Origin of the sequence: Dermabacter jinjuensis, assembly GCF_902381725.1 — a bacterium.
Lineage (GTDB): Bacteria > Actinomycetota > Actinomycetes > Actinomycetales > Dermabacteraceae > Dermabacter > Dermabacter hominis.
The window spans coordinates 468,501-486,484 of record NZ_LR698963.1 but is presented as its reverse complement, the minus strand read 5'-3'; the positions used below and the strand labels follow the sequence as shown (position 1 = coordinate 486,484).

Here is a 17,984-nt window from a genome sequence, read left to right as displayed (position 1 = left end):
TCCGACGGTAGCCCGGCAACCGTCGGACCTAATTGAACCCAAACCGCTTGCGAATGACCGAGTACGTGGTGCGAATAAACCTGTGCGCGCCGGGCCCACGTGCGCTGAGTCCCATGCTCATGGGGGTGCGGCGGTAGGCGCGGTAGGCGGGATAGTTATGCGCTTTGAGATACGCGAGGAGGTCGCGGCCCTGCGCTTTTGCCTCCGGTGTTTTTGCGAGCACCGCGAACGTGAGGGAGATGCTCGTGATGATCGTGAGGTAGTGCAGGAGGTAGCGACGCAGCGAGCGTGAGGAAATATCGTCGACGCGCAGTTCATCGATCATGATTCTGTTGACGCGAAGTTGCTGGTCAAGGCGCGAGATCATGACTTTTTCGTTGACGCTCTGGTCGTCGCGACCAATGAAGTAGTAGTACAGCGGAACCGGAAGGTAGTAGAGGGTGCGAGTGTGGCGAAGGGGAATCGACGCGTAAAGATTGTCGACATAGAACGTGTGGCGGGGAAGCTCAAGCCCTGATTCGATGATCACACTGCGCTTGTAGAGGATCGCGTGCATGAGGAAGTAGCTGCCCATTCTGGGGCGCGACACCTGGTCCCACGTGAGTGTTCGCCGGGCGGGCACGGTGCGCCGGTATCCGATCCGCCGGTTCTTTTTGAGCGCGTGATTGTCGTACACGTAGTCGGTGAGGACGAGATCGGGGAGGTTGTCGGGCGGGAACGACTCGACCGTGTGGAGCAGCTCGCTCAAGGCACGGGTGTCGAGTCGGTCATCGGAGTCGAGAACCTTGAGGTAGGTGCCATCTGCTGCATGGACTCCAGCCATAACGGCCGCGCCGTGACCCCCGTTCGGCTGGCTCACGACGCGAACGATATCCAGGTAGCGCTCTTCATACTCGCGCGCGATTCGCTCTGTATCGTCCGTCGAGCCGTCATTGACGAGGATGATCTGGATGCGCTCGCGGGGATCGTCCCCGTCGAGGAGGATCGAGTCGATGGCCCGGCGCATGTACTGCGCTGAGTTGTAGCACGGCACTACGAAGGAGATCAGGGGGGAAGGCTGCATGGGATCTATCGTAGATCCCCGAACCGTGAGGAGGCGCGGCTACGATTGAGAGTGCTTCCCATCCGACGATGACGTAAGAGAGGTACGCACAGTGACCCGCTCGCCCGCCTATGACTTTGAAACGCTCGTGGACCGCTCGGGGACGGGGTCCGTAAAGTGGGAGCTTATGCGTGAACGCGGGGGAGACGTCCCCGCGGGGATCGCGCCACTGTCGACGGCGGATCTCGATTTTCTGCCCGCCCCGGAGATTACGCGGGGGCTGCGCGAGCACCTCGAGGGTGCGGTCCTGGGATACACGGGTCCGACGCCTGCGCTGTTCTCGGCTATTCAAATGTGGCAAGCCGTGCGTCACCGCTGGGCGATCGATACGCGCTGGATTTCGATGATGCCGGGGGTAGTCACGGGGTTGTTTGCCGGCGTTCGCGCAGCGAGTAAGGCCGGCGACGGGGTCGCTCTCTTGACGCCCGCCTACCCTCCCATGGTCGATGCGATCGAGAAGACGGGGCGGCGCCTCGTGGCGGTGCCCCTCGACGGCGAGGGTGGGCGATACCGAATCGATTTTGCCGCCCTTGCCGATGCTCTCGAGAACGAAGACGTCACGGTGCTCATCCTGTGTTCGCCGCACAACCCGACCGGCCGCGTGTGGACGCACACGGAGCTCGAAGAGATCGCGCATCTTGCTCGTGCTAATGACGTCACGGTCATTGCCGATGAGATTCACGCGGATATCGTGCACGAGGGGTTCGAGCACATCCCCTTCGCGGCCATGAGCGAGGATGCGACGTCGCGGACGATCACGCTGTCGTCGGCGTCCAAGAGTTTCAATCTCGCGGGCGTGCAAACGAGCTGGGCGATGATCGAAAATGCCGAGCTGCGCGCCGCCTACGAGCGCGAACTTGAGGCGTGGGGCTTCCACTTTGCGAACTGCCTTGGGTATCGCGCGGTCGAGATCGCCTACACGGAGGCGAGTGCGTGGCTTGAGGGGCTGCTCGAACTGATCGCCCGCAACGACAAGGTGAGCAGGGAGTTCTTTGCTGAGCGATTTCCGGAGGTGGCGATCGCGCCGCTCGAGGGAACGTTCCTGCAGTGGATCGATTTTCGCCCGCTTGGGCTCGACGAACGTGAGCTCGCGCGCCTTCACGACCGTGAGGCACACGTGTTCTTTGAGCATGGGCGAAGCTTTGGCGCGCCCGGTTTCGAGCGCCTCAACCTCGGTACGCCTACGCGAGTGCTAGAAGAGGCGCTCGTCCGTTTGGCCGAGGCGCACGGTCGCTAGGCTGGGGACATGTCCACAGCAGAACACTCACGTACTCCGTCATTCGCCTACCCTTTGCGGTCCATTGGACGCCTCACCGTGACGCCGCTTGGTCTTGGCGCCATGCCGCTCTCGTTCGAGGAGAAGGCCGACGATACCGAGAACGCGCGCGCCACGGTTGCCGCTGCTCTCGATGTGGGCATCACCCTCGTCGACACCGCTGACATCTACGCGCCCGCATGGAACAAGGTTGGCCATAACGAGCGGCAGGTGGCCGACGCCCTCGAGGCCTACGCCGAGGCGCATCCGGACTTTGACCGGGCGGGCATCACGGTTGCGACCAAGGGTGGCATCACGCGCGCCGAAGGTGAGAAGTGGGGCCGTGACAGTTCCGTCGGCCACTTCCGCACCGCGGTGGTGCGCTCGAAAAAGAATCTTCGAGTCGACGCTATCGACCTGTACTACCTGCACCGCCCCGACCGCACGCGCCTGTACTCGGAGGCGATCGAGACCCTCGCCGAGCTCAAGGACGAGGGGCACGTGAAGAATATCGGCATTTCGAACGCGAGCGTCGAGGAGATTGAGATTGCCCTCGACGTGCTCGGTGAGGGCAACCTCGCGGTCGTGCAAAACGAGTTTTCGCCGCGCTTCAACCACACGAGCTGGGACGAGCTGCAGTTGTGCGGCGAGCACGGCATTACGTTCGTGCCGTGGTCTCCGCTAGGCGGCACAGGCGGGGGAGCCTTCGAGGTGGGTGAGCGCTTCCCCGTGATCGCCGAGATCGCTCGCGCACGCGGCGTAAGCCCCCAGCAGGTCGTTCTCGCCTGGGAGATGTCACTCGGCGACCATGTGCTGCCGATTCCCGGCGCTTCGAGGCCCGCATCCGTTGCGGATTCGGCGATGGCGATGAGCCTTGCGCTCGAGTCCGGCGAGAAGGATGCCCTCAACAAGGAACTGCTGCCGAAGCGCTAAAGCGAGGTGCTGCACACGTCAAAAACGGCGGGCCCGGAATGATCCGGGTCCGCCGTTTTTTAACGGATTGAGGAGCGCTTAGAAGTCCGGGCCGGCATCGCCCATGTGCTCGCGAGTGCTGCTCGCGGCTTCCTCAGCCCTGCGGCGCGCTTCTTCCCTTGCGCGGCTGGCGCGCTCCTTCGCCTCGTTGCGAAGACGCTCGATGTTCTCTTGCGAATTGCCATCGCCGTCAACGGGCACCGCGGGCGCCACGGGAGTGGAATCGCCGTTGATCGTGTCGTTGGCAACCTGCGCCTGGAGAAGCGCCGAGCGGATCTCTTCGCCCATCGCCCCCACGGAGGCGGGATTCGAGGGGAGGAACAGCACGTTCGAGCGACCGTTGCGGGCGACGTCCTGCATCGTGTCGAAGTACTGGGTCATGAGCAGAAGCTGCTCGGCAGTGTTCTCGATGCCAACCTGCTTGAGCATTTCGTACTGCTCAGCGATACCCATCGCGATCGCGCGGCGCTGCGCGGCAACGCCTTCACCCTGCAGGCGCTTGGATTCGGCCTCCGCCTCAGCCTGCGTGACGCGCTTGATCTTGTCGGCTTCGGCGAGCGACTGCGCGGCGACGCGGTCGCGCTGCGCGGCGTTGATCGAGTTCATCGAGTCGCGCACGCGCTGATCCGGAGAGATGTCCTGAACGAGCGTGTTGACGATGTGGAAACCAAATTCCTGCATGCGAGTCGAAAGGGTCGCCTCGACACTGCGAGCAATGTCGTCCTTCGACTCAAACGCCGCGTCAAGATCGAGGCCCGACAGTGCTGAACGCACCGTGTCAAACACGTAGCTGCGGATCTGCGCTTCGGGGTTTGAGAGGCGGTAGTAGGCGTCCTGGACCGATTCCTCGCGGATCACGTACTGCACGGCTACGGGGACCGTCACGAAAACGTTGTCTTTCGTTTTCGACTCGATATTGACCTCGAGCTGGCGAATGCGCAGCGAGATCGGCTTCGTGAGCGTGTCCATGAAGGGAATCTTTGTGTTGAGACCAGGCTTCGCGACGCGCAGGAACTTACCGAAACGCTCCACGATGACGTTTTCCTGCGTCTTCACGGTAAAGAGGATCGAGGAACGCAGACCGCCGAACAGCAGAGCGAGCACCACGAGGATGATGACGATGACGACGATGGCGCTGACGCCAAGGCCGAGAAGGGCTTCCATGAGAGTCCTTTCTGAATAAGTGGGAATTGTTAGGCCGCGAGGGCCTTGGTGATAGATGTGGCGATGCGTGCGGGAGGGATGGGCGGCGCAAAGCGACGGATGACGTGTCCATCCCGGCCCACGAGGAACTTCGTGAAGTTCCACGCGATGCGGCCGCCGAGCATGCCGCCGCGCTGGTCTTCGAGCCACGTGAAGAGGGGATCAGCGCCCTTGCCGTTCACCTCGACCTTCGCAAACACGGGAAAGCTTGTGCGAAAGCGCGTCTCGCAAAAGTCGATGATCTCGTCCATTGAACCGGGCTCCTGGTTGCCGAACTGGTTGCAGGGGAATGCGAGAACGCTGAATCCCTGTTCCTCGAAGCGGTCCTGAAGCTCCTGGAGACCTTCGTACTGGGGCGTGAAACCGCATTCACTCGCGGTATTCACCACGAGCGTCACTTTGCCGGCGAACTCGGCGAGGTCGCGCGGTTCGCCGTTTGCGCCTTCGACCGTGAAGTCGAACAAGGTCGCGGGAGCGGACTGCTCGGTGTGCGCAGAGTTCACGAAAGATCCTTAAACGGGGGGCGTGATTGTGACGTGCGATACCAGGATAGCGTGAAGCCCTCAGCGTGCCTCAAGGGACGTCGCGGGATTCGTTGCGAGAAACGCGTCAATCTCCTCGCGCGTGGGGGCCGTGATCGGTCCCTTGCGCGTCACCTTGAGGGCGGCTCCGGCATTGGCGCGGCGCGCAGCATCGAGCCAGGACAGGCCAAGCGCCCGCTCGCCGAGCACAATCCCCGTGTGGGTGTCGCCGGCGCCATTCGTATCGACCGCTTTTTGCGGGTACCCGGGCACGTAGTCGAGGTGGCCGCGCTCGAAAAGATAGCAACCGTCGGACCCATCCCTCACGATCACGACCGCGCCCGTGCCGAGGAGCCGGCCGAGGGCGGGCAGGGTCCCCGCGACGTCGTCGATTCCCGTGATCTCGCGAGCCTCATCCGCATTCGATGTCCACACGTCAGTGCGCGCGAGAACGCGGTCGCGAAGGCCGCGCGGGAACGAGGCAAACGGTGCGCCGGGGTCGAGAACCAGGAGGGCGCCCGGTGTGAGGGCGTCGAGGAACGCGAGAAGCGGGTCGCGCGTGGGCTCAAACAAGCTGTACCCGCTCACGCACACGAGGTCGCCCTTGGACGGCTCAAGCAGAGCAAGAGACTCGGCGGTGATGTCACGTTCAGCGCCGTAACACGTGACGAACGTGCGTTCAGCGGACGGTTCCACGAACACGTAGCAGCTGCCCGTATCTTTTCCCTCGACCACGGGGCTCGACAGGCCAATCCCGTTCTCGCGCAGCACCGCGCGGATGAGATCGCCGTTCGGCCCCTCACCGTGGGCTCCACCGTGCACGGCCGTCGCGCCCACGCGGGCTGCAGCGAGAGAAATGGTCACGGCGCCGCCTGCGTAGGATCTCGGGACGCCAACCGCATTCACGTTGGAGCCCGTGCTTGGAAGCGCGGGCACCTCGATCATGACGTCAACGAGCGCCTGGGCGGTATGGAGAACTCGGGTCATGCCTCGAGTGTACGGGCACTACGATGAGGCAATGCTCCCTCTTGCGCCGCCCGCCCCCGCCCTCATCGCCGCCGACATCGACGGCACATTCGTGGACGACGGAGGAAACATCCCCGCCCGCAACCTCACGGCGATCGCGCGCGCTCACGCCTCAGGACTCGACTTTTGCCTCGTCACGGCCCGGCCGCCACGGTGGCTTGCGCGGTTTCGAGGCCTCAGCGCCGGCGCGATCTACGCCGCCAATGGCGCCTACATTCTTGACGCCGCGACGGGGGAGATCCTCGAGGACCGCGGTTTTTCAAAAGACGAGGTCCGCCTTCTCGCCCGCAGGCTCGCCCCGATCCCCGGCCTCGCCCTCTCCGCCGAAACGGCGACCGGGTTCGTGCGCGAACGGGAGTTTCCCTCAGCGCCGGCGGCGGGGGAGAGGGACCACGATTCCGACGCCAGCTTCACCCCGCTGCGCGACATCTCGTGCGGCGCGGGCAAGATCCTCGCGGTATCGAGCGCCCTTTCGGCGGAGGACTTCTATCGGGAGGTGCGCGCCCGCATCGAGGGACTCGCGGAACTGCACATCTCCACATCCGATGGCCTTGCCGAGCTCAGCCCCCTCGGCATCTCGAAAGCCGCAGCTCTCGACCACGCCTGCCGTACGCGCGAAATTACTCATGCGCAGATCTGGGCCGTGGGGGACATGCCGAACGACCTTCCGATGCTGAGCGCGGCGGGCGTCGGAATTGCCGTGCGCAACGCCCACCCCGACGTGTTCGCCCACGCCGACGCAATCGCTCCCGCGAACACGGACGCCGCAGTGGCCCACGTGATCGACACCGCCCTGAAAGCCCGCGTTCTGGCCCGCACTACGCTGGGAACATGAGCGAGATTGACTGGCACGCCCTCCCCCCGTTCGTCAGCGCAGCCGCCCTCCTCGAGCGCACGGGAGGCCGCGCACCCGGAAGGGGAAGCGACGGCATTGGGAGCCTCGAGCCCGGCACCGGGGACCTTGTGATCGCCGACGTTCGATGGAACGTCGCCCAAGGCTCACTGCGCGAGCACTACCTCAAGGCCCACATCCCCGGTGCTATCTTCGTGGACCTCGAACTCGACCTCACCGGTGCCGGCGCACCGCAACGCGGGCGGCACCCCTTCCCCGACGACGACGAACTCTCCGAAAAGCTCGGCGCCCTGGGCATCAACTTCGAGGACACGGTCATCTGCTACGGGGCGGGCGACCCCATGGGCGCCGCGCGCCTCGCGCTCATGCTGCGCTTCGTGGGCGTGAACGCCGCTGTCCTCGACGGAGGACTCGAGGCCTACGTGCGGGCAGCCGGTGAGGATGCGCTCGAAAGCGGAGACGTACAGCTTGAGCCGAGCGAATTTCCGTGGCAGCCATACGTGCGGCTCGTGAGCGACGACGAAGTCCAACACGCGATCCCCACGAAAAGCGCGCTCCTCATCGATGCACGCCCACCCGAACGCTATCGCGGCGAATCCGAAATCCTCGACCCGCGGCCCGGGCATATCCCGACCGCGAAAAACGTGCCGTTTACCTCGCTACTGGAATCTGACGGCACCCTGCGCCCACGCGCCGATGTTCGCGCCGCATTTGAGGCAGTGGGAGCCACGACCGAACGAATCACCTTCAACTACTGCGGCTCGGGAGTGAGCGCGGCGTTCAACACGCTCGCGATGGACTACGCCGGATTCGCCCACGTCTACCTCTACGCAGGCTCATACTCTGAGTGGTCTCGCAATCCCGAACGTGCGGTGGAAACGGGAGAAGGGAACGTGTCCGACGCTAGCTGAGCAGCCGTCGGAACCAGACACCTTAAGCTGCAGCCGCGCTCTCGTCTGTGGGGGCTGTGCGCTCCTTCAATGCGGCGCGCAGGAGTTCCTCGACGAACTCCGAGAGGGTCATCGATTCGTCGATGGACGCGTGCTTAATCTGCGTGATGAGTTCGATCGGCAGCTGCACGTTGAATTGGCGTTTGGAATACGCCGCGCTTGAGGTAGTCATGACTTAAACCTAACTACCTAGGAGAGCGAAAAGAGGGCCTAAGGGCCCAAGGGAGAGCGAAAGGGGCGTAGCGCGAAGCCGCAATGAGCTCAGCGCCACGCCCCTTCTGTGACGGATCAGTCCTTGTGGCGTTGTGTGAACTGATCGAGGAAACCGCGCTTGCGGGCGCCCCCGGTGGGGGCTGCCTCACTCGCGTCGATTGCCGGGAGTTCAAGCTGGCCCGTTTCCGTGGCCACGCGCTCGTAAACCCTGTCGGCGACCTCATCCGTGACGTGCTCGGTCACGTGTTCCGTGACGTGCTCGACGAGCTCGCGCCGGCGAATCTGCAGCTCGAGACGCTCGATCATGCGGACCTCGTGGCGCAAGGCGCGGAACATCGAGACGACCATCGCGATCATGACGACCGACCACGGAAGCGCAGCGATCAGCGCAAGCGCCTGAAGGCCGCTCATGCCGGATGCGTCGCCCGAGCCCGTGTAGGCCGCAATGCCGATGAGTGCCGCGGGGATCGCACCGCTCGTGACAGCCCAGAAAATACGGGTGCCTCGGGGCGGTTCCGGATCGCCGCGGTGCGCGATCATGTCGACCACGAACGCGCCGGAGTCCGCCGAGGTGACGAAGAAGATCGTCACGAGAAGAATCGCGAGACCCGAAAGGAGGCTGCTCGCGGGCATCGTCTCGAAGACCTGGAAGAGTGCGAGGTCCTTGTCGATACCGCCTTCGGCGTTGAGGAAGTCGACGCCTTCGAACACGCTCTTGTAGATGGCCGTGCCCCCCATGACCGTGAACCACAGAATCGTCACGAGGGTCGGAACGAGCATGACACCCATGATGAACTCTCGAACGGTGCGGCCACGCGAAATACGCGCGATGAACACGCCCACGAACGGCGACCAGGAGATCCACCAACCCCAGTAGAACGTCGTCCAGCCATTGAGCCAGGACGCACCCTCATCGCCATAGAACGGCAGAGTCTGAAGGCTCAACGAGATGAAGTTTTGAAGGTAATTGCCAATTCCCGACACGAAGTCACGAAGCAGGAACAGGGTTGGCCCCAGGATCAGCATGATGACGAGGAGGACGCCCGCGAGAATCAGGTTCGTGTTCGAGAGGAACTTGATGCCCTTCTCGAGGCCCGAGGCGACCGAGAGGGTCGCGAGACCCGTGATGACGATGACCATGACGAAGCGCAGCCACGGGTTATCGGGCAGCAAACCGAGGTGCACGAGCCCCGCGGAAATCTGGTTCACGCCGAAGCCGAGCGAGGTTGCGACACCGAAGAGGGTGCCGATAACGGCGATCGTGTCAATGACGTTGCCGATCCACGTATCGGTGTGGCGGCCAAGGATAGGCTCGAGCGCCCAGCGCACGGAGAGCGGGCGGCCGCGACGGTGCGTTGCGTACGCAACGGCGAGGCCTACGACGACGTAGATGCCCCACGCGTGCAGGCCCCAGTGAAGGAACACCTGCGCCATAGCCTTAGGCGCGCGGGCCGCATCGGGAAGCTCCGCGATGTTCGGCGGCGGGTTTGATGCGAAGAAGGTGAGAGGCTCAGCGGCCCCCCAGAATACGAGGCCGATGCCCATGCCGGCCGCGAACAACATCGCGAACCACGACATGAGGCTGTACTGCGGTTCTTCGTCGTCTTTGCCGAGCTTGATCGAGCCGAGCCGAGAGAACGCGAGTACAGCTGCCGCGGCGACGAAGAACGTGGCCGCGAGAATGTAGTACCACCCGACGCTCGCGACGATCGTCGAGTTGATGGTGCTCACGACGGTGTTGAACTGATCGGGCAGAAGCACGGAGAAGAGCACCGCGACGATGATGATCGCGGCCGAGGGGTAAAAGACACCCTTCGCCATGCCGTAGTGCCGCGGCCCTTTCTCGCCGGGCGGGGTTTCGGGGCGCGTGGGTTTTGTGGCCGTTGCGCTCGTCAAGGCCAACCTCCTTCAATGTGGGTAAAAGGCAATAAAAAACAGCCCCTAGGGCTGTCCTTGCCTCCCTACCGTACATGAAAAGCGGTTTTGGAAGCGCCCTTCGGTGAACGTCCTCACCACGAAGCCTGGTCGGCCGGGCTCCTCACGTTCGGCCGATCTCGCGAGTGGGGAAAGTGGTGAAACACGGCGTTAGGAGTCGGTTTTTGCGCGTGAGGTGGCGGTTTTTCACCACTTTCAGATAGGGGGAAGGGGAAAGGAGACAGGGGGAGGGGAAGCAGGGGGAGAGAAAGGGAAGGGGAAGGGGAGGGAGGGGTGGCCTACCGCAGGGCAGGCAGCGCCTGCGCGAGGGCCTGGGCCGACGCCTGCGCAGCCACCTCGAGGCCAATATGAAACTCCTCGTTCGCCCGCGGTGAGCACAGATCGCTGACCGCGCGTAGCGCGAGGAACGGCACCTGCATCAGGTGCGCGACATGCGCAAACGCACACGATTCCATGTCGGCGGTGATGGCGCCCGGGAACTTCGCGCGCATGCCGTCAGCGATGTCTGCCGTGACAAAGGCATCGCCTGAAAGCATGAGGCCCGCACGAGCAGGAAGGCCCGCCGCCTCGACAGCCTCGAGGGCGCGGCGTGCACGCGTCGCGCACTCCTCCCTGCCGAACTGTGCGGGAGCACCCGGCACCTGGCCAGTCTCGTAACCGAAAGCCGTGGCCTCCGCGATCGAATACGCATAGGAAGAGCCAATCGCGACCGTGCCCACGGTGATGTCCTCAGCGAGGCCACCGCAACTGCCCACATTTACGATGAGGCGCGGCGAAAACTCGCCCACGGCCCACGCGAGCACGGCGCTCGCGGCTGCCGTGCCGACGCCCGTCGTCACAAGCGCGATAGGAGCCTGGCAACCGTCGGACCCCTGCGCTCCGGAGCCCGCACACTCGAGTGTGCCCACCGATGCGCTTACCTCGCCGGACGCGCCCGCACCGCGTCCCTTCCCGCCGCCCGCAAATGGGTGAGCGACCGCGCGAAGGTTTGTGCAGAGGGACGAAACGGCGGCAGCCTCGTCAGCCATCGCCGCGACAACGAGAACATCAACGTGAGAAGTCATGGAGCCAGTATCTCGTAAGGTCGAAACACTAGCCTTAAGGTGATTCGCGCATCGAGCCAGGAGGATCCCACCATGGGTCGCATCAAGCACTACGCCGCCATCGCGGGCCGCACACTCACGCGCACCCCGCTTCCCAACTTCGTGTACGAAATTGGGTTCGGCAAGGTGCGAATTGCCAAGCCACCCGCACCCGTGCAGAAACGGCACGCGATCGACATCGAACTGATCAACCGCACGCGAACCGTGTGGCTCGACAAGCACAAGGCCGATCGCGGCATCATCGTGTACCTCCACGGCGGCAGCTACATGGCGGGACCGTTCGTCGGCGACTGGGAGTGGCTCAGCAAGCAGGTCGACGAGCGCGAGTGCGCGGGGCTCCTCATCGACTACCGCTATGGCCCCGACTACATGCACCCCACGGCCCTCGAGGACACCTTCGAAGTTATCAAGGCACTCGCCGCCGAGGGCCTCATCACCCAGGGCAACTGGGCGGTCGCCGGTCACCAGAGTGGTGCGGGGCTCGCACTGTCGCTTGCCTCGCTCGTGAACACGAGGGTCGACGGTGGCCTCGCAAACGCGAAGGCTAAGCCCGCCGGCATCGTGCTCATGAACCCCCTGCTCGATCTCGAATTCACCAATCTCGAACTGAGCGAAACGAACCAGCACGACCCCGTGCACGAGCGCCGCATCATGCAGCTCGCTGCAAAGAAGTATGCGGGGCGCACCCCGCTCGATGATCCGGCGCTCTCGCCGCTCAATGGGGACCTCCAAGGACTGCCGCCCGTGCACTTGAGCGTTGGCACGAAGGACCTTTTCCTCACCGATTCGCGGATCGTCACGCACCAGTTCGAGCGCGAAGAAGTCGAACTCACCTACCGTGAGATCCCCGGGAAAATCAGCGTCAACCCCCGGCTGCGCCGCGGCGCCGACATGGCCCGACTCCTCGAGGAGCAGCGAGAGTTCCTCGAGGCAAACCTCGCCGAGACGCCCGGGAAGTAGATCCCCGAGCGGCCTCGGCCACGATCACATCTGCGCGGGAGCCTGCACGCCGAGCAGGTCGAGGCCGGCGACGAGCGTGCGCTCGGTGAGCTTCGCAAGGGCGAGGCGGCCAAGCCGCACGTCGTCGCTCGCGTCCTTGAGGATTGGCGACTTCTCGTAGAAGCTCATGAACGCCTGCGCGAGATCGAAGAGGTACGCCGCGAGTTTGTGCGGGACGTACTGGCTGCCCACCTCGGCAACCGTCGGCGCGAACTGCAGGAGCTGAAGCGCGAGGGCCCGCTCGGGATCATCGACCACGCGCGGGGCCGCCGCCTCCACCTGCTCGGCGGAAATGCCCTGCTCGGAAGCCTTGCGCTGGATCGAGCGGATGCGCGCCACGGCGTACTGGAGGTACGGCGCCGTGTTGCCCTGGAGGGCGAGCATACGGTCGAGATCGAACACGTAATCCGAATCGTGCGCGGTCGAAAGATCCGCGTACTTGATGCTGCCGATGCCAATCTGGCGTGCGATTGTCGCCCGCTCATCCTCGGGCAGGTCCGGGCGAAGCTCGTCGATCACGGAGCGAGCCTTCACGACGCCCTCCTCGAGGAGCGCCATGAGGCGCAGCGAGGAACCAGAGCGTGTGCGGAGGATCTTGCCATCCTCGCCGAGAACCGAACCGATCTTCACGTGCTCCGCATCGACGGTTTCGGGGAGCCAACCGGCCTCGCGCGCAGTCGTGAAAACCATCTGGAAGTGAAGCTCCTGCGAGGAGCCCACGACGTACGCGATCCGGTCTGCTCCGAGGTCATTCACGCGGTGGCGAATAGCCGCAAAATCGGTCGTCGCGTAACCGTAGCCGCCGTCGGACTTACGAATGATGAGCGGAAGGGGCTGCTCGTCGCGGCCCGTGAATCCAGCCGGGAATACGCACAGAGCGCCATCCGAGACACGCGCGATCCCTGCCTTCTCGAGGTCATCGCACACGCCCGCGAGCGCGTAGTTGTAGGTCGATTCGCCCGCGAGGTCCTCATCGGTGAGGGTCACGTCGAGCATGTCGTAGATGCGGTGGAAGTACTGCTTCGAGAGACCAACGAGCTTCGTCCACATCGTAAGCGTCGCCTCGTCGCCCGACTGCAGGGTCGCGACTCGTGCACGCGCGCGCTTCGCGAAATCGGTCTGCTCCGTATCTGCATCGAATTTCGCGCGTGCCGCCTGGTAGAACGCGTTCGGGTCGGTCTCGAGAAGTTTCGCCTCTTCCGAATCCTCGCCCACTTCAAGCAGGTGTTCAATGAGCATGCCGAACGGCGTGCCCCAGTCGCCGATGTGGTTCTGGCGCACAACCTTGTGGCCTTCGAACTCGAGCACGCGCGCGAGAGCATCGCCCACGACGGTTGTGCGCAGGTGCCCCACGTGCATTTCCTTCGCCACGTTCGGCGCCGAGTAGTCGATCACGATCGTCTCGGCCTTATCAGGGCGGCCCACGCCGAGACGGTCATCGCCGTGCAGGTCGCCAGCTTGTGCCGCGACCCATTCGGTCTTGAGCGTGATGTTGAGGAAGCCGGGGCCGGCAATCTCGGGCGTCTCGGCAATATCGTCGAGCTGCACCTTCTCAAGGATCTGCTGGGCGAGGTCGCGTGGCTTCGCGCCAAGTTTCTTCGCGAGTCCCATCGCCGCGTTGCACTGGAAGTCCGAGAACTTCCCCGGCCTGATGATCGGGTCGGCGGTGCGGTACTCCTCGCCGAAAGCCTCGGCGAAGGCATCCTGAAAACGGGTCGTGAGGGCAAGTTCGGGTGCAGTCATACCCCAAGCCTACGGCGTCAAGCGGAGCCAGGTCATGCCGGAAGGGGTCTCGGAAGGGACGGTTTCGTCACGCAGGCGGCGCGAGGGCCCTTGAGAAGGCTCCGACGGTTGCTCACACAACTGAGGCGGCTCCGCCTTGTCGGCGGAGCCGCCCGTTTCTTTTGCGTGGCAATGTGGATCGAGATGGCGAGATTAGTGCTTTCCGCGCTCGCGTGCTCCGAACGTCAGCGCAATTCCTGCGGCGAGGACTGCCGTCGCGGTGCTGGCGATGAGCAGTGCTGACGTACCCGTGCGCGGAAGGGTGCGGGAGGGCATTGAGCTCTGCCCCGTGTTTGCGCCTACCGCCCGCGGTGTTCTTGCTGCCTGGTCGTGTGCCTGCTGGGGCTCGAAGCTCTCCGAACTCGCACGACCCGGGTCATTCTCGGAGATTGCGGGGGCATCCTCGCTCGGCACTCTCGGTTCGTTTGGTTCAGTCGGGTCACCTTGCTCAACCGGGTCAGGTTGTTCGCCGGTCGGGGTGTCCGACGGTTCCTCGCCCGCATTGTCGCCCGACTCTTCGGCTGGCGGTTCTGCGGGCTTTTCGTCGGGAGCTACGAGCCAGACTTTCTCGCCGGTGACGGTGATCGTGACGGGATCGAGACCCCTGCGCGTGAGTTCCCACGTGCTTTCGGGAATGAAATAGCCACGTTCGAGATCCTGCTCAGTGACCGTGTAGCGGGGTGTGGAACACGTGTACCCATCACCGGGTTTGAGATCGCGCCAGCGACAGTTGCCGGGGCCCTCCGGCACGAGCGGAGAGAGGTTGCTGGAGACTGGCGTCACGGTTTCGGTGACGTTTGCCGTCGAATCGACGCGGAATGTGTAGGGGACCTCGTCACCCACTTTGTAGGGATTTTTCACGAGGTCGCGTTCAGGCTCGCCAGGCGTTCCCACGATCGTGGCGCCGAGAGTATCGGGTGCAGTGTTGATGACGTTGAGATCGAGATCCCCGCGAACGGTGATGTCGGCGGCCGCGACGCGTACGTCGCCGTGCACTTCGCCCTTCGGAGCCCATGCGGGAGCCGAAACCTTGAGAGTGACCGTCGTGCTCTCACCCGGCTTGAGCGCCGGGGTTTCCACGGTAGGTGCGCTCCAGCCCTTTGGAAGGTCGACAGTCGCCGTGCCAGAGGCAAGATCTCGAGTGTCGTCATTGCGCAGAGTGAATGTGACCTCGCTCGTGTTTCCCGCACCGATATCGGCAGCTGCCTCGCCAAAGGCCGCGCAGAAGGGGTTCAGGAACTCCCTCGTGAACGCACCGTAGCGCTGCTCGTTCTTCGCGGACTCGTAGAACACACCGAAAGAACCATCTTCGAGCGCGACGAGATCCGAGTACGACGTGTCCCCAGCATTGAACGTGGTGACCGTCGGCCAAGTCTTGCCCGAGTCGCACGAGTAGCGGATGCTGCCGTTCGTGCGGCCGCTCGAGGAGTTGGCGTTCGAGAAGAGCAGTTCCTGTGCCGCGCGTGACTCAGGAGCGGCCGCGGGGTTCATGCGGATGATCGACGCGTTGTTGCGCGGATCAGTGAGAGTGTGGTCGAGCGACGGTTCGCTCCACGTCTCGCCGCCGTCCTTCGAATAGGCGACCCAGCGCGCGGTATACGTGTCATGAGCACGCGAGTTCATCATGAGCGTGCCATCAGCGAGCTCCACAACCTTGTTTTCGTCCATCTTCGTTCCCACGGGCGTGCCCATGTGCCACGTGGCGCCATGATCATCGGAGTACACCGAGTAGGCGCGCACGGTTCCATCGGTGAAGGCGCCTGCGTATTGCTGCACGAGACGGCCCTTGTGAGTACCGTTCTTGATTTGAATACCGTGGCCGCTTGTCGCAAACGTCGCGCGCACGCCCTCAGGCTTGACCGTTTCGGTGAGGGAGCGAAGCTCCCACGTCTCGCCATTGTCCTTCGACACGGCCACCGAAGCACTCATGACCTTGCGATCAGCATCATCATTGCCCTCGTGGCTATTCCAAAAACCCGTGTCCTTCGAGTGCACGAAGAACGTGAAAAGATTTCCCGTTTCCTCGTCGTACACGAAGCTAGGGTCCGAGTAGCCGTGGATCGGCTTCTCAACCTTGCCTGCGGCGATCACGGTTTGGGGCCCGAAAGTTTTTCCACCATCGGTCGAACGCCTCATGAGGATCGAATTTGGTCCGGGTGCATCGGTGCCCGTCGGTCGGCCGTCGTAAGCAGCAAGGACATCGCCGTTCTTGAGCTGGATGACGGCAGGGATGCGGTAGTTGCCGAACCCACCTTCACCGCCCATAGCGATGCGTTGCGATGTGAAACTCGATTCGGACGCGGGAGCGTCGGCCGCTCCTGGCGAGTCAGAAGGCGCCGCGAGCGCCGACATTGGTACGCCGAGCGCAAGTGCCACCGTTGCGCCAAAGGCGAGCCCTCTCGCTCGAAGGGAAAGGGGGGAATTCATCATTGGACTCCTTTTCGTGAGGCGTCGTGCGGGCTATCCCGCGCGGCTGAAGGCGGAACGCATCGGCTCCGCGACGCGTGCAAGCACGCGAGACCTCTCGTGAGCCGTGAGCCCTCGAGGGGTCTGGATCTTGACGCCTGCATAAAGCAGGTTGCCTACGGCAGCGGACATGCACGAGGTGAGTGCGTCGTCCGTCAACAGTGACGAAGGCTCATGGTCGACGTGGGGCAGGTGAGTGTCGGCCCACTGAGCGCCGTACATCGGGGTGCCGGCGCCCGCGCCCGAGGCCATGAACGCCCGCAAAACCCCCGCTCGCGAGGCATAGCGCACGTGTTCGAGTGGTGTTTGAGGATCGCGGGTTTCGAGCGCCGAACGACCCCAGTTGAGCGCGATGCCCACCCCAGTCTCCTTCGCGACGCGCACTTCCTCCTCGAGAGGAAGGAAGCGCTTTTCGCCCGGGAACGGCGAGCCAGCGGCATCGCAGTGCTCGATCACGAACTCGGGGTCGCCCTCGATCCGCTCTCTCATGAGCGTCTCAAGTGAGTGAGCAAAGGCGCTCGAATCTGCGTGATCAGTGGGAGCGGAGTGAATCTCGATCGCCATGACAGCGACCTCGAGTTCGCGTGAGGCCCGCACAATCTCCCTTACAAAGTCGAGCGCCGCCTCCCGACCGTCGGTATCTCGAGAGGCGAGGCCGAAGGAAGGGGCTTTCGCGAGGCGCTGCATCGTCCCAGGAATTGCCGTGATGACGTGCTGCGTGAACGGTGCACCCTTGACGAGCGCGAGATTGGGCAGCGAAGAGCGGTAGGGGAGCTCGAGACCATCAAATCCCTTGGGCTGTGCGAGCGCCGAGTAAAGCTCACGCGTATCCTGTTCGGCTCGCTCACCCGTGAGTGCAGGCTCAAGCGCGGCGTAAGCCCCCGCGATCCACACCGGCGCGGCATTCATGCTCGCTCACCGGCTCCGCGCACGGCGGCATCGAACCACGTCGTGATCGACGTCGGGTGCGTAATTGCGGTCCCCACCACGACTGCGAATGCTCCCGCCTCGCGACATGCCGCCGCATGGGCTTGACTGTGTACGCGCCCTTCGGCAACGACGGCGCGCCCGGGCAACTTCTCCACGAGGCTCGCGAGCAACTCGAGATCGGGACCGTCGGTCTTCTCGCGCGCTCCCGTATATCCCGCGAGGGTCGTGCCGATGATGTCGACGCCCGCCTCGGCTGCTGCAAGAGCGGACTCCTCGCTATCGCAATCAGCCATGATCGGTGCCTTGCTTCGTTCACGAATCCGCGCGACAGTTTCGGCAAAAGTGAGCCCATCGGGACGCTCACGAAGCGTCCCATCGAGCGCGAGAATGTCCGCACCCGCATCGAGAACTGCCTCGCAATGCTTGAGTGTTGGCGTGATAAACACGCCCTCGTTTCCGTCCTTCCAAATGCCGATCACGGGAACGTTGTTCACGGCAGCCTTCACCTGGCGAATATCGTCGAGACCCTGCGCACGAACGGCGCTTGCTCCGCCCTGTTCAACGGCCGCGGCAATCTGCGCCATCGTGCGCGGATCGCGCATGGGCTCGCCCGGGTAGGCCTGACACGAGACGATAAGGGAGCCCTCGAGGGCTTTGACGATGGGGTGCATGGT

General features: G+C 63.8%; 16 protein-coding genes. 5 read left to right on the top strand and 11 right to left on the bottom strand.

Annotation, left to right across the window (positions count from 1 at the left end):
- Nucleotides 1-28: 28 nt before the first annotated feature.
- Entirely contained in the window at nucleotides 29-1,063 is a 1,035-nt protein-coding gene (locus tag FXY94_RS02315; RefSeq protein WP_016663404.1) for a glycosyltransferase family 2 protein, read from the bottom strand.
- A 91-nt stretch (nucleotides 1,064-1,154) separates the two neighbouring features.
- Here FXY94_RS02315 and FXY94_RS02310 point away from each other — a divergent pair, with 91 nt between their 5' ends.
- Nucleotides 1,155-2,339 (top strand): MalY/PatB family protein, encoded by a 1,185-nt coding sequence (locus FXY94_RS02310; RefSeq protein ID WP_016663403.1) that lies wholly within the window; start codon nucleotides 1,155-1,157, stop codon nucleotides 2,337-2,339.
- Nucleotides 2,340-2,348: 9 nt separating this feature from the next.
- The gene (locus FXY94_RS02305; protein ID WP_016663402.1) at nucleotides 2,349-3,290 is read left to right on the top strand and encodes an aldo/keto reductase; all 942 of its coding nucleotides are present in this window, start codon (nucleotides 2,349-2,351) and stop codon (nucleotides 3,288-3,290) included.
- A gap of 78 nt (nucleotides 3,291-3,368) precedes the next feature.
- On the opposite strand, the gene FXY94_RS02300 is transcribed toward FXY94_RS02305, so the two are convergent.
- The 3 genes from FXY94_RS02300 to FXY94_RS02290 are packed head-to-tail and all read right to left on the bottom strand — an operon-like array spanning nucleotide 3,369 to nucleotide 6,040.
- The gene (locus FXY94_RS02300; RefSeq protein WP_016663401.1) at nucleotides 3,369-4,493 is read right to left on the bottom strand and encodes an SPFH domain-containing protein; all 1,125 of its coding nucleotides are present in this window, start codon (nucleotides 4,491-4,493) and stop codon (nucleotides 3,369-3,371) included.
- Nucleotides 4,494-4,522: 29 nt separating this feature from the next.
- Entirely contained in the window at nucleotides 4,523-5,035 is a 513-nt protein-coding gene (locus FXY94_RS02295; protein ID WP_016663400.1) for a glutathione peroxidase, read from the bottom strand.
- 60 nt (nucleotides 5,036-5,095) lie between these two features.
- Nucleotides 5,096-6,040, bottom strand: a complete 945-nt coding sequence (locus FXY94_RS02290; protein WP_040386381.1) for a PfkB family carbohydrate kinase — start codon at nucleotides 6,038-6,040, stop codon at nucleotides 5,096-5,098.
- Here FXY94_RS02290 and FXY94_RS02285 point away from each other — a divergent pair.
- Together FXY94_RS02285 and FXY94_RS02280 are read left to right on the top strand one after the other, a co-directional pair.
- Nucleotides 6,039-6,914, top strand: coding sequence for an HAD family hydrolase (locus FXY94_RS02285; RefSeq protein ID WP_016663398.1), 876 nt, complete (start codon nucleotides 6,039-6,041; stop codon nucleotides 6,912-6,914). The genes FXY94_RS02290 and FXY94_RS02285 overlap by 2 nt on opposite strands.
- Nucleotides 6,911-7,843 carry a sulfurtransferase gene (locus FXY94_RS02280; protein ID WP_016663397.1) on the top strand — a complete coding sequence of 311 codons (933 nt, stop codon included), beginning with the start codon at nucleotides 6,911-6,913 and terminating at the stop codon, nucleotides 7,841-7,843. The genes FXY94_RS02285 and FXY94_RS02280 overlap by 4 nt, the downstream gene beginning before the upstream one ends.
- A gap of 22 nt (nucleotides 7,844-7,865) precedes the next feature.
- Here FXY94_RS02280 and FXY94_RS02275 read toward each other — a convergent pair whose 3' ends face one another.
- The 3 genes from FXY94_RS02275 to mtnN all read right to left on the bottom strand — a co-directional run bounded on the left by FXY94_RS02275 (nucleotide 7,866) and on the right by mtnN (nucleotide 11,094).
- The gene (locus FXY94_RS02275; protein WP_016663396.1) at nucleotides 7,866-8,054 is read right to left on the bottom strand and encodes a hypothetical protein; all 189 of its coding nucleotides are present in this window, start codon (nucleotides 8,052-8,054) and stop codon (nucleotides 7,866-7,868) included.
- A gap of 116 nt (nucleotides 8,055-8,170) precedes the next feature.
- Entirely contained in the window at nucleotides 8,171-9,991 is a 1,821-nt protein-coding gene (locus tag FXY94_RS02270; RefSeq protein ID WP_016663395.1) for a BCCT family transporter, read from the bottom strand.
- A 317-nt stretch (nucleotides 9,992-10,308) separates the two neighbouring features.
- On the bottom strand, nucleotides 10,309-11,094 hold the full coding sequence (mtnN, locus tag FXY94_RS02265; RefSeq protein ID WP_016663394.1) for a 5'-methylthioadenosine/S-adenosylhomocysteine nucleosidase: 786 nt from the start codon (nucleotides 11,092-11,094) through the stop codon (nucleotides 10,309-10,311).
- Between the two features lie 72 nt (nucleotides 11,095-11,166).
- Here mtnN and FXY94_RS02260 point away from each other — a divergent pair, with 72 nt between their 5' ends.
- Entirely contained in the window at nucleotides 11,167-12,093 is a 927-nt protein-coding gene (locus tag FXY94_RS02260) for an alpha/beta hydrolase fold domain-containing protein (RefSeq protein WP_016663393.1), read from the top strand.
- Nucleotides 12,094-12,117: 24 nt separating this feature from the next.
- On the opposite strand, the gene argS is transcribed toward FXY94_RS02260, so the two are convergent.
- The 4 genes from argS to FXY94_RS02240 form a co-directional block, all read right to left on the bottom strand.
- Nucleotides 12,118-13,875: an arginine--tRNA ligase gene (gene argS, locus FXY94_RS02255; RefSeq protein WP_016663392.1), complete on the bottom strand. Its 1,758-nt coding sequence runs from the start codon at nucleotides 13,873-13,875 to the stop codon at nucleotides 12,118-12,120.
- Between the two features lie 192 nt (nucleotides 13,876-14,067).
- Complete coding sequence (locus FXY94_RS02250; protein WP_051120600.1) at nucleotides 14,068-16,344, bottom strand: exo-alpha-sialidase; 2,277 nt, start codon at nucleotides 16,342-16,344, stop codon at nucleotides 14,068-14,070.
- Between the two features lie 30 nt (nucleotides 16,345-16,374).
- Nucleotides 16,375-17,289 carry a DUF4862 family protein gene (locus FXY94_RS02245; protein WP_016663390.1) on the bottom strand — a complete coding sequence of 305 codons (915 nt, stop codon included), beginning with the start codon at nucleotides 17,287-17,289 and terminating at the stop codon, nucleotides 16,375-16,377.
- The gene (locus tag FXY94_RS02240; RefSeq protein ID WP_016663389.1) at nucleotides 17,286-17,981 is read right to left on the bottom strand and encodes an N-acetylmannosamine-6-phosphate 2-epimerase; all 696 of its coding nucleotides are present in this window, start codon (nucleotides 17,979-17,981) and stop codon (nucleotides 17,286-17,288) included. Before FXY94_RS02240 ends, FXY94_RS02245 begins: the two co-directional genes overlap by 4 nt.
- Nucleotides 17,982-17,984 lie beyond the last annotated feature (3 nt).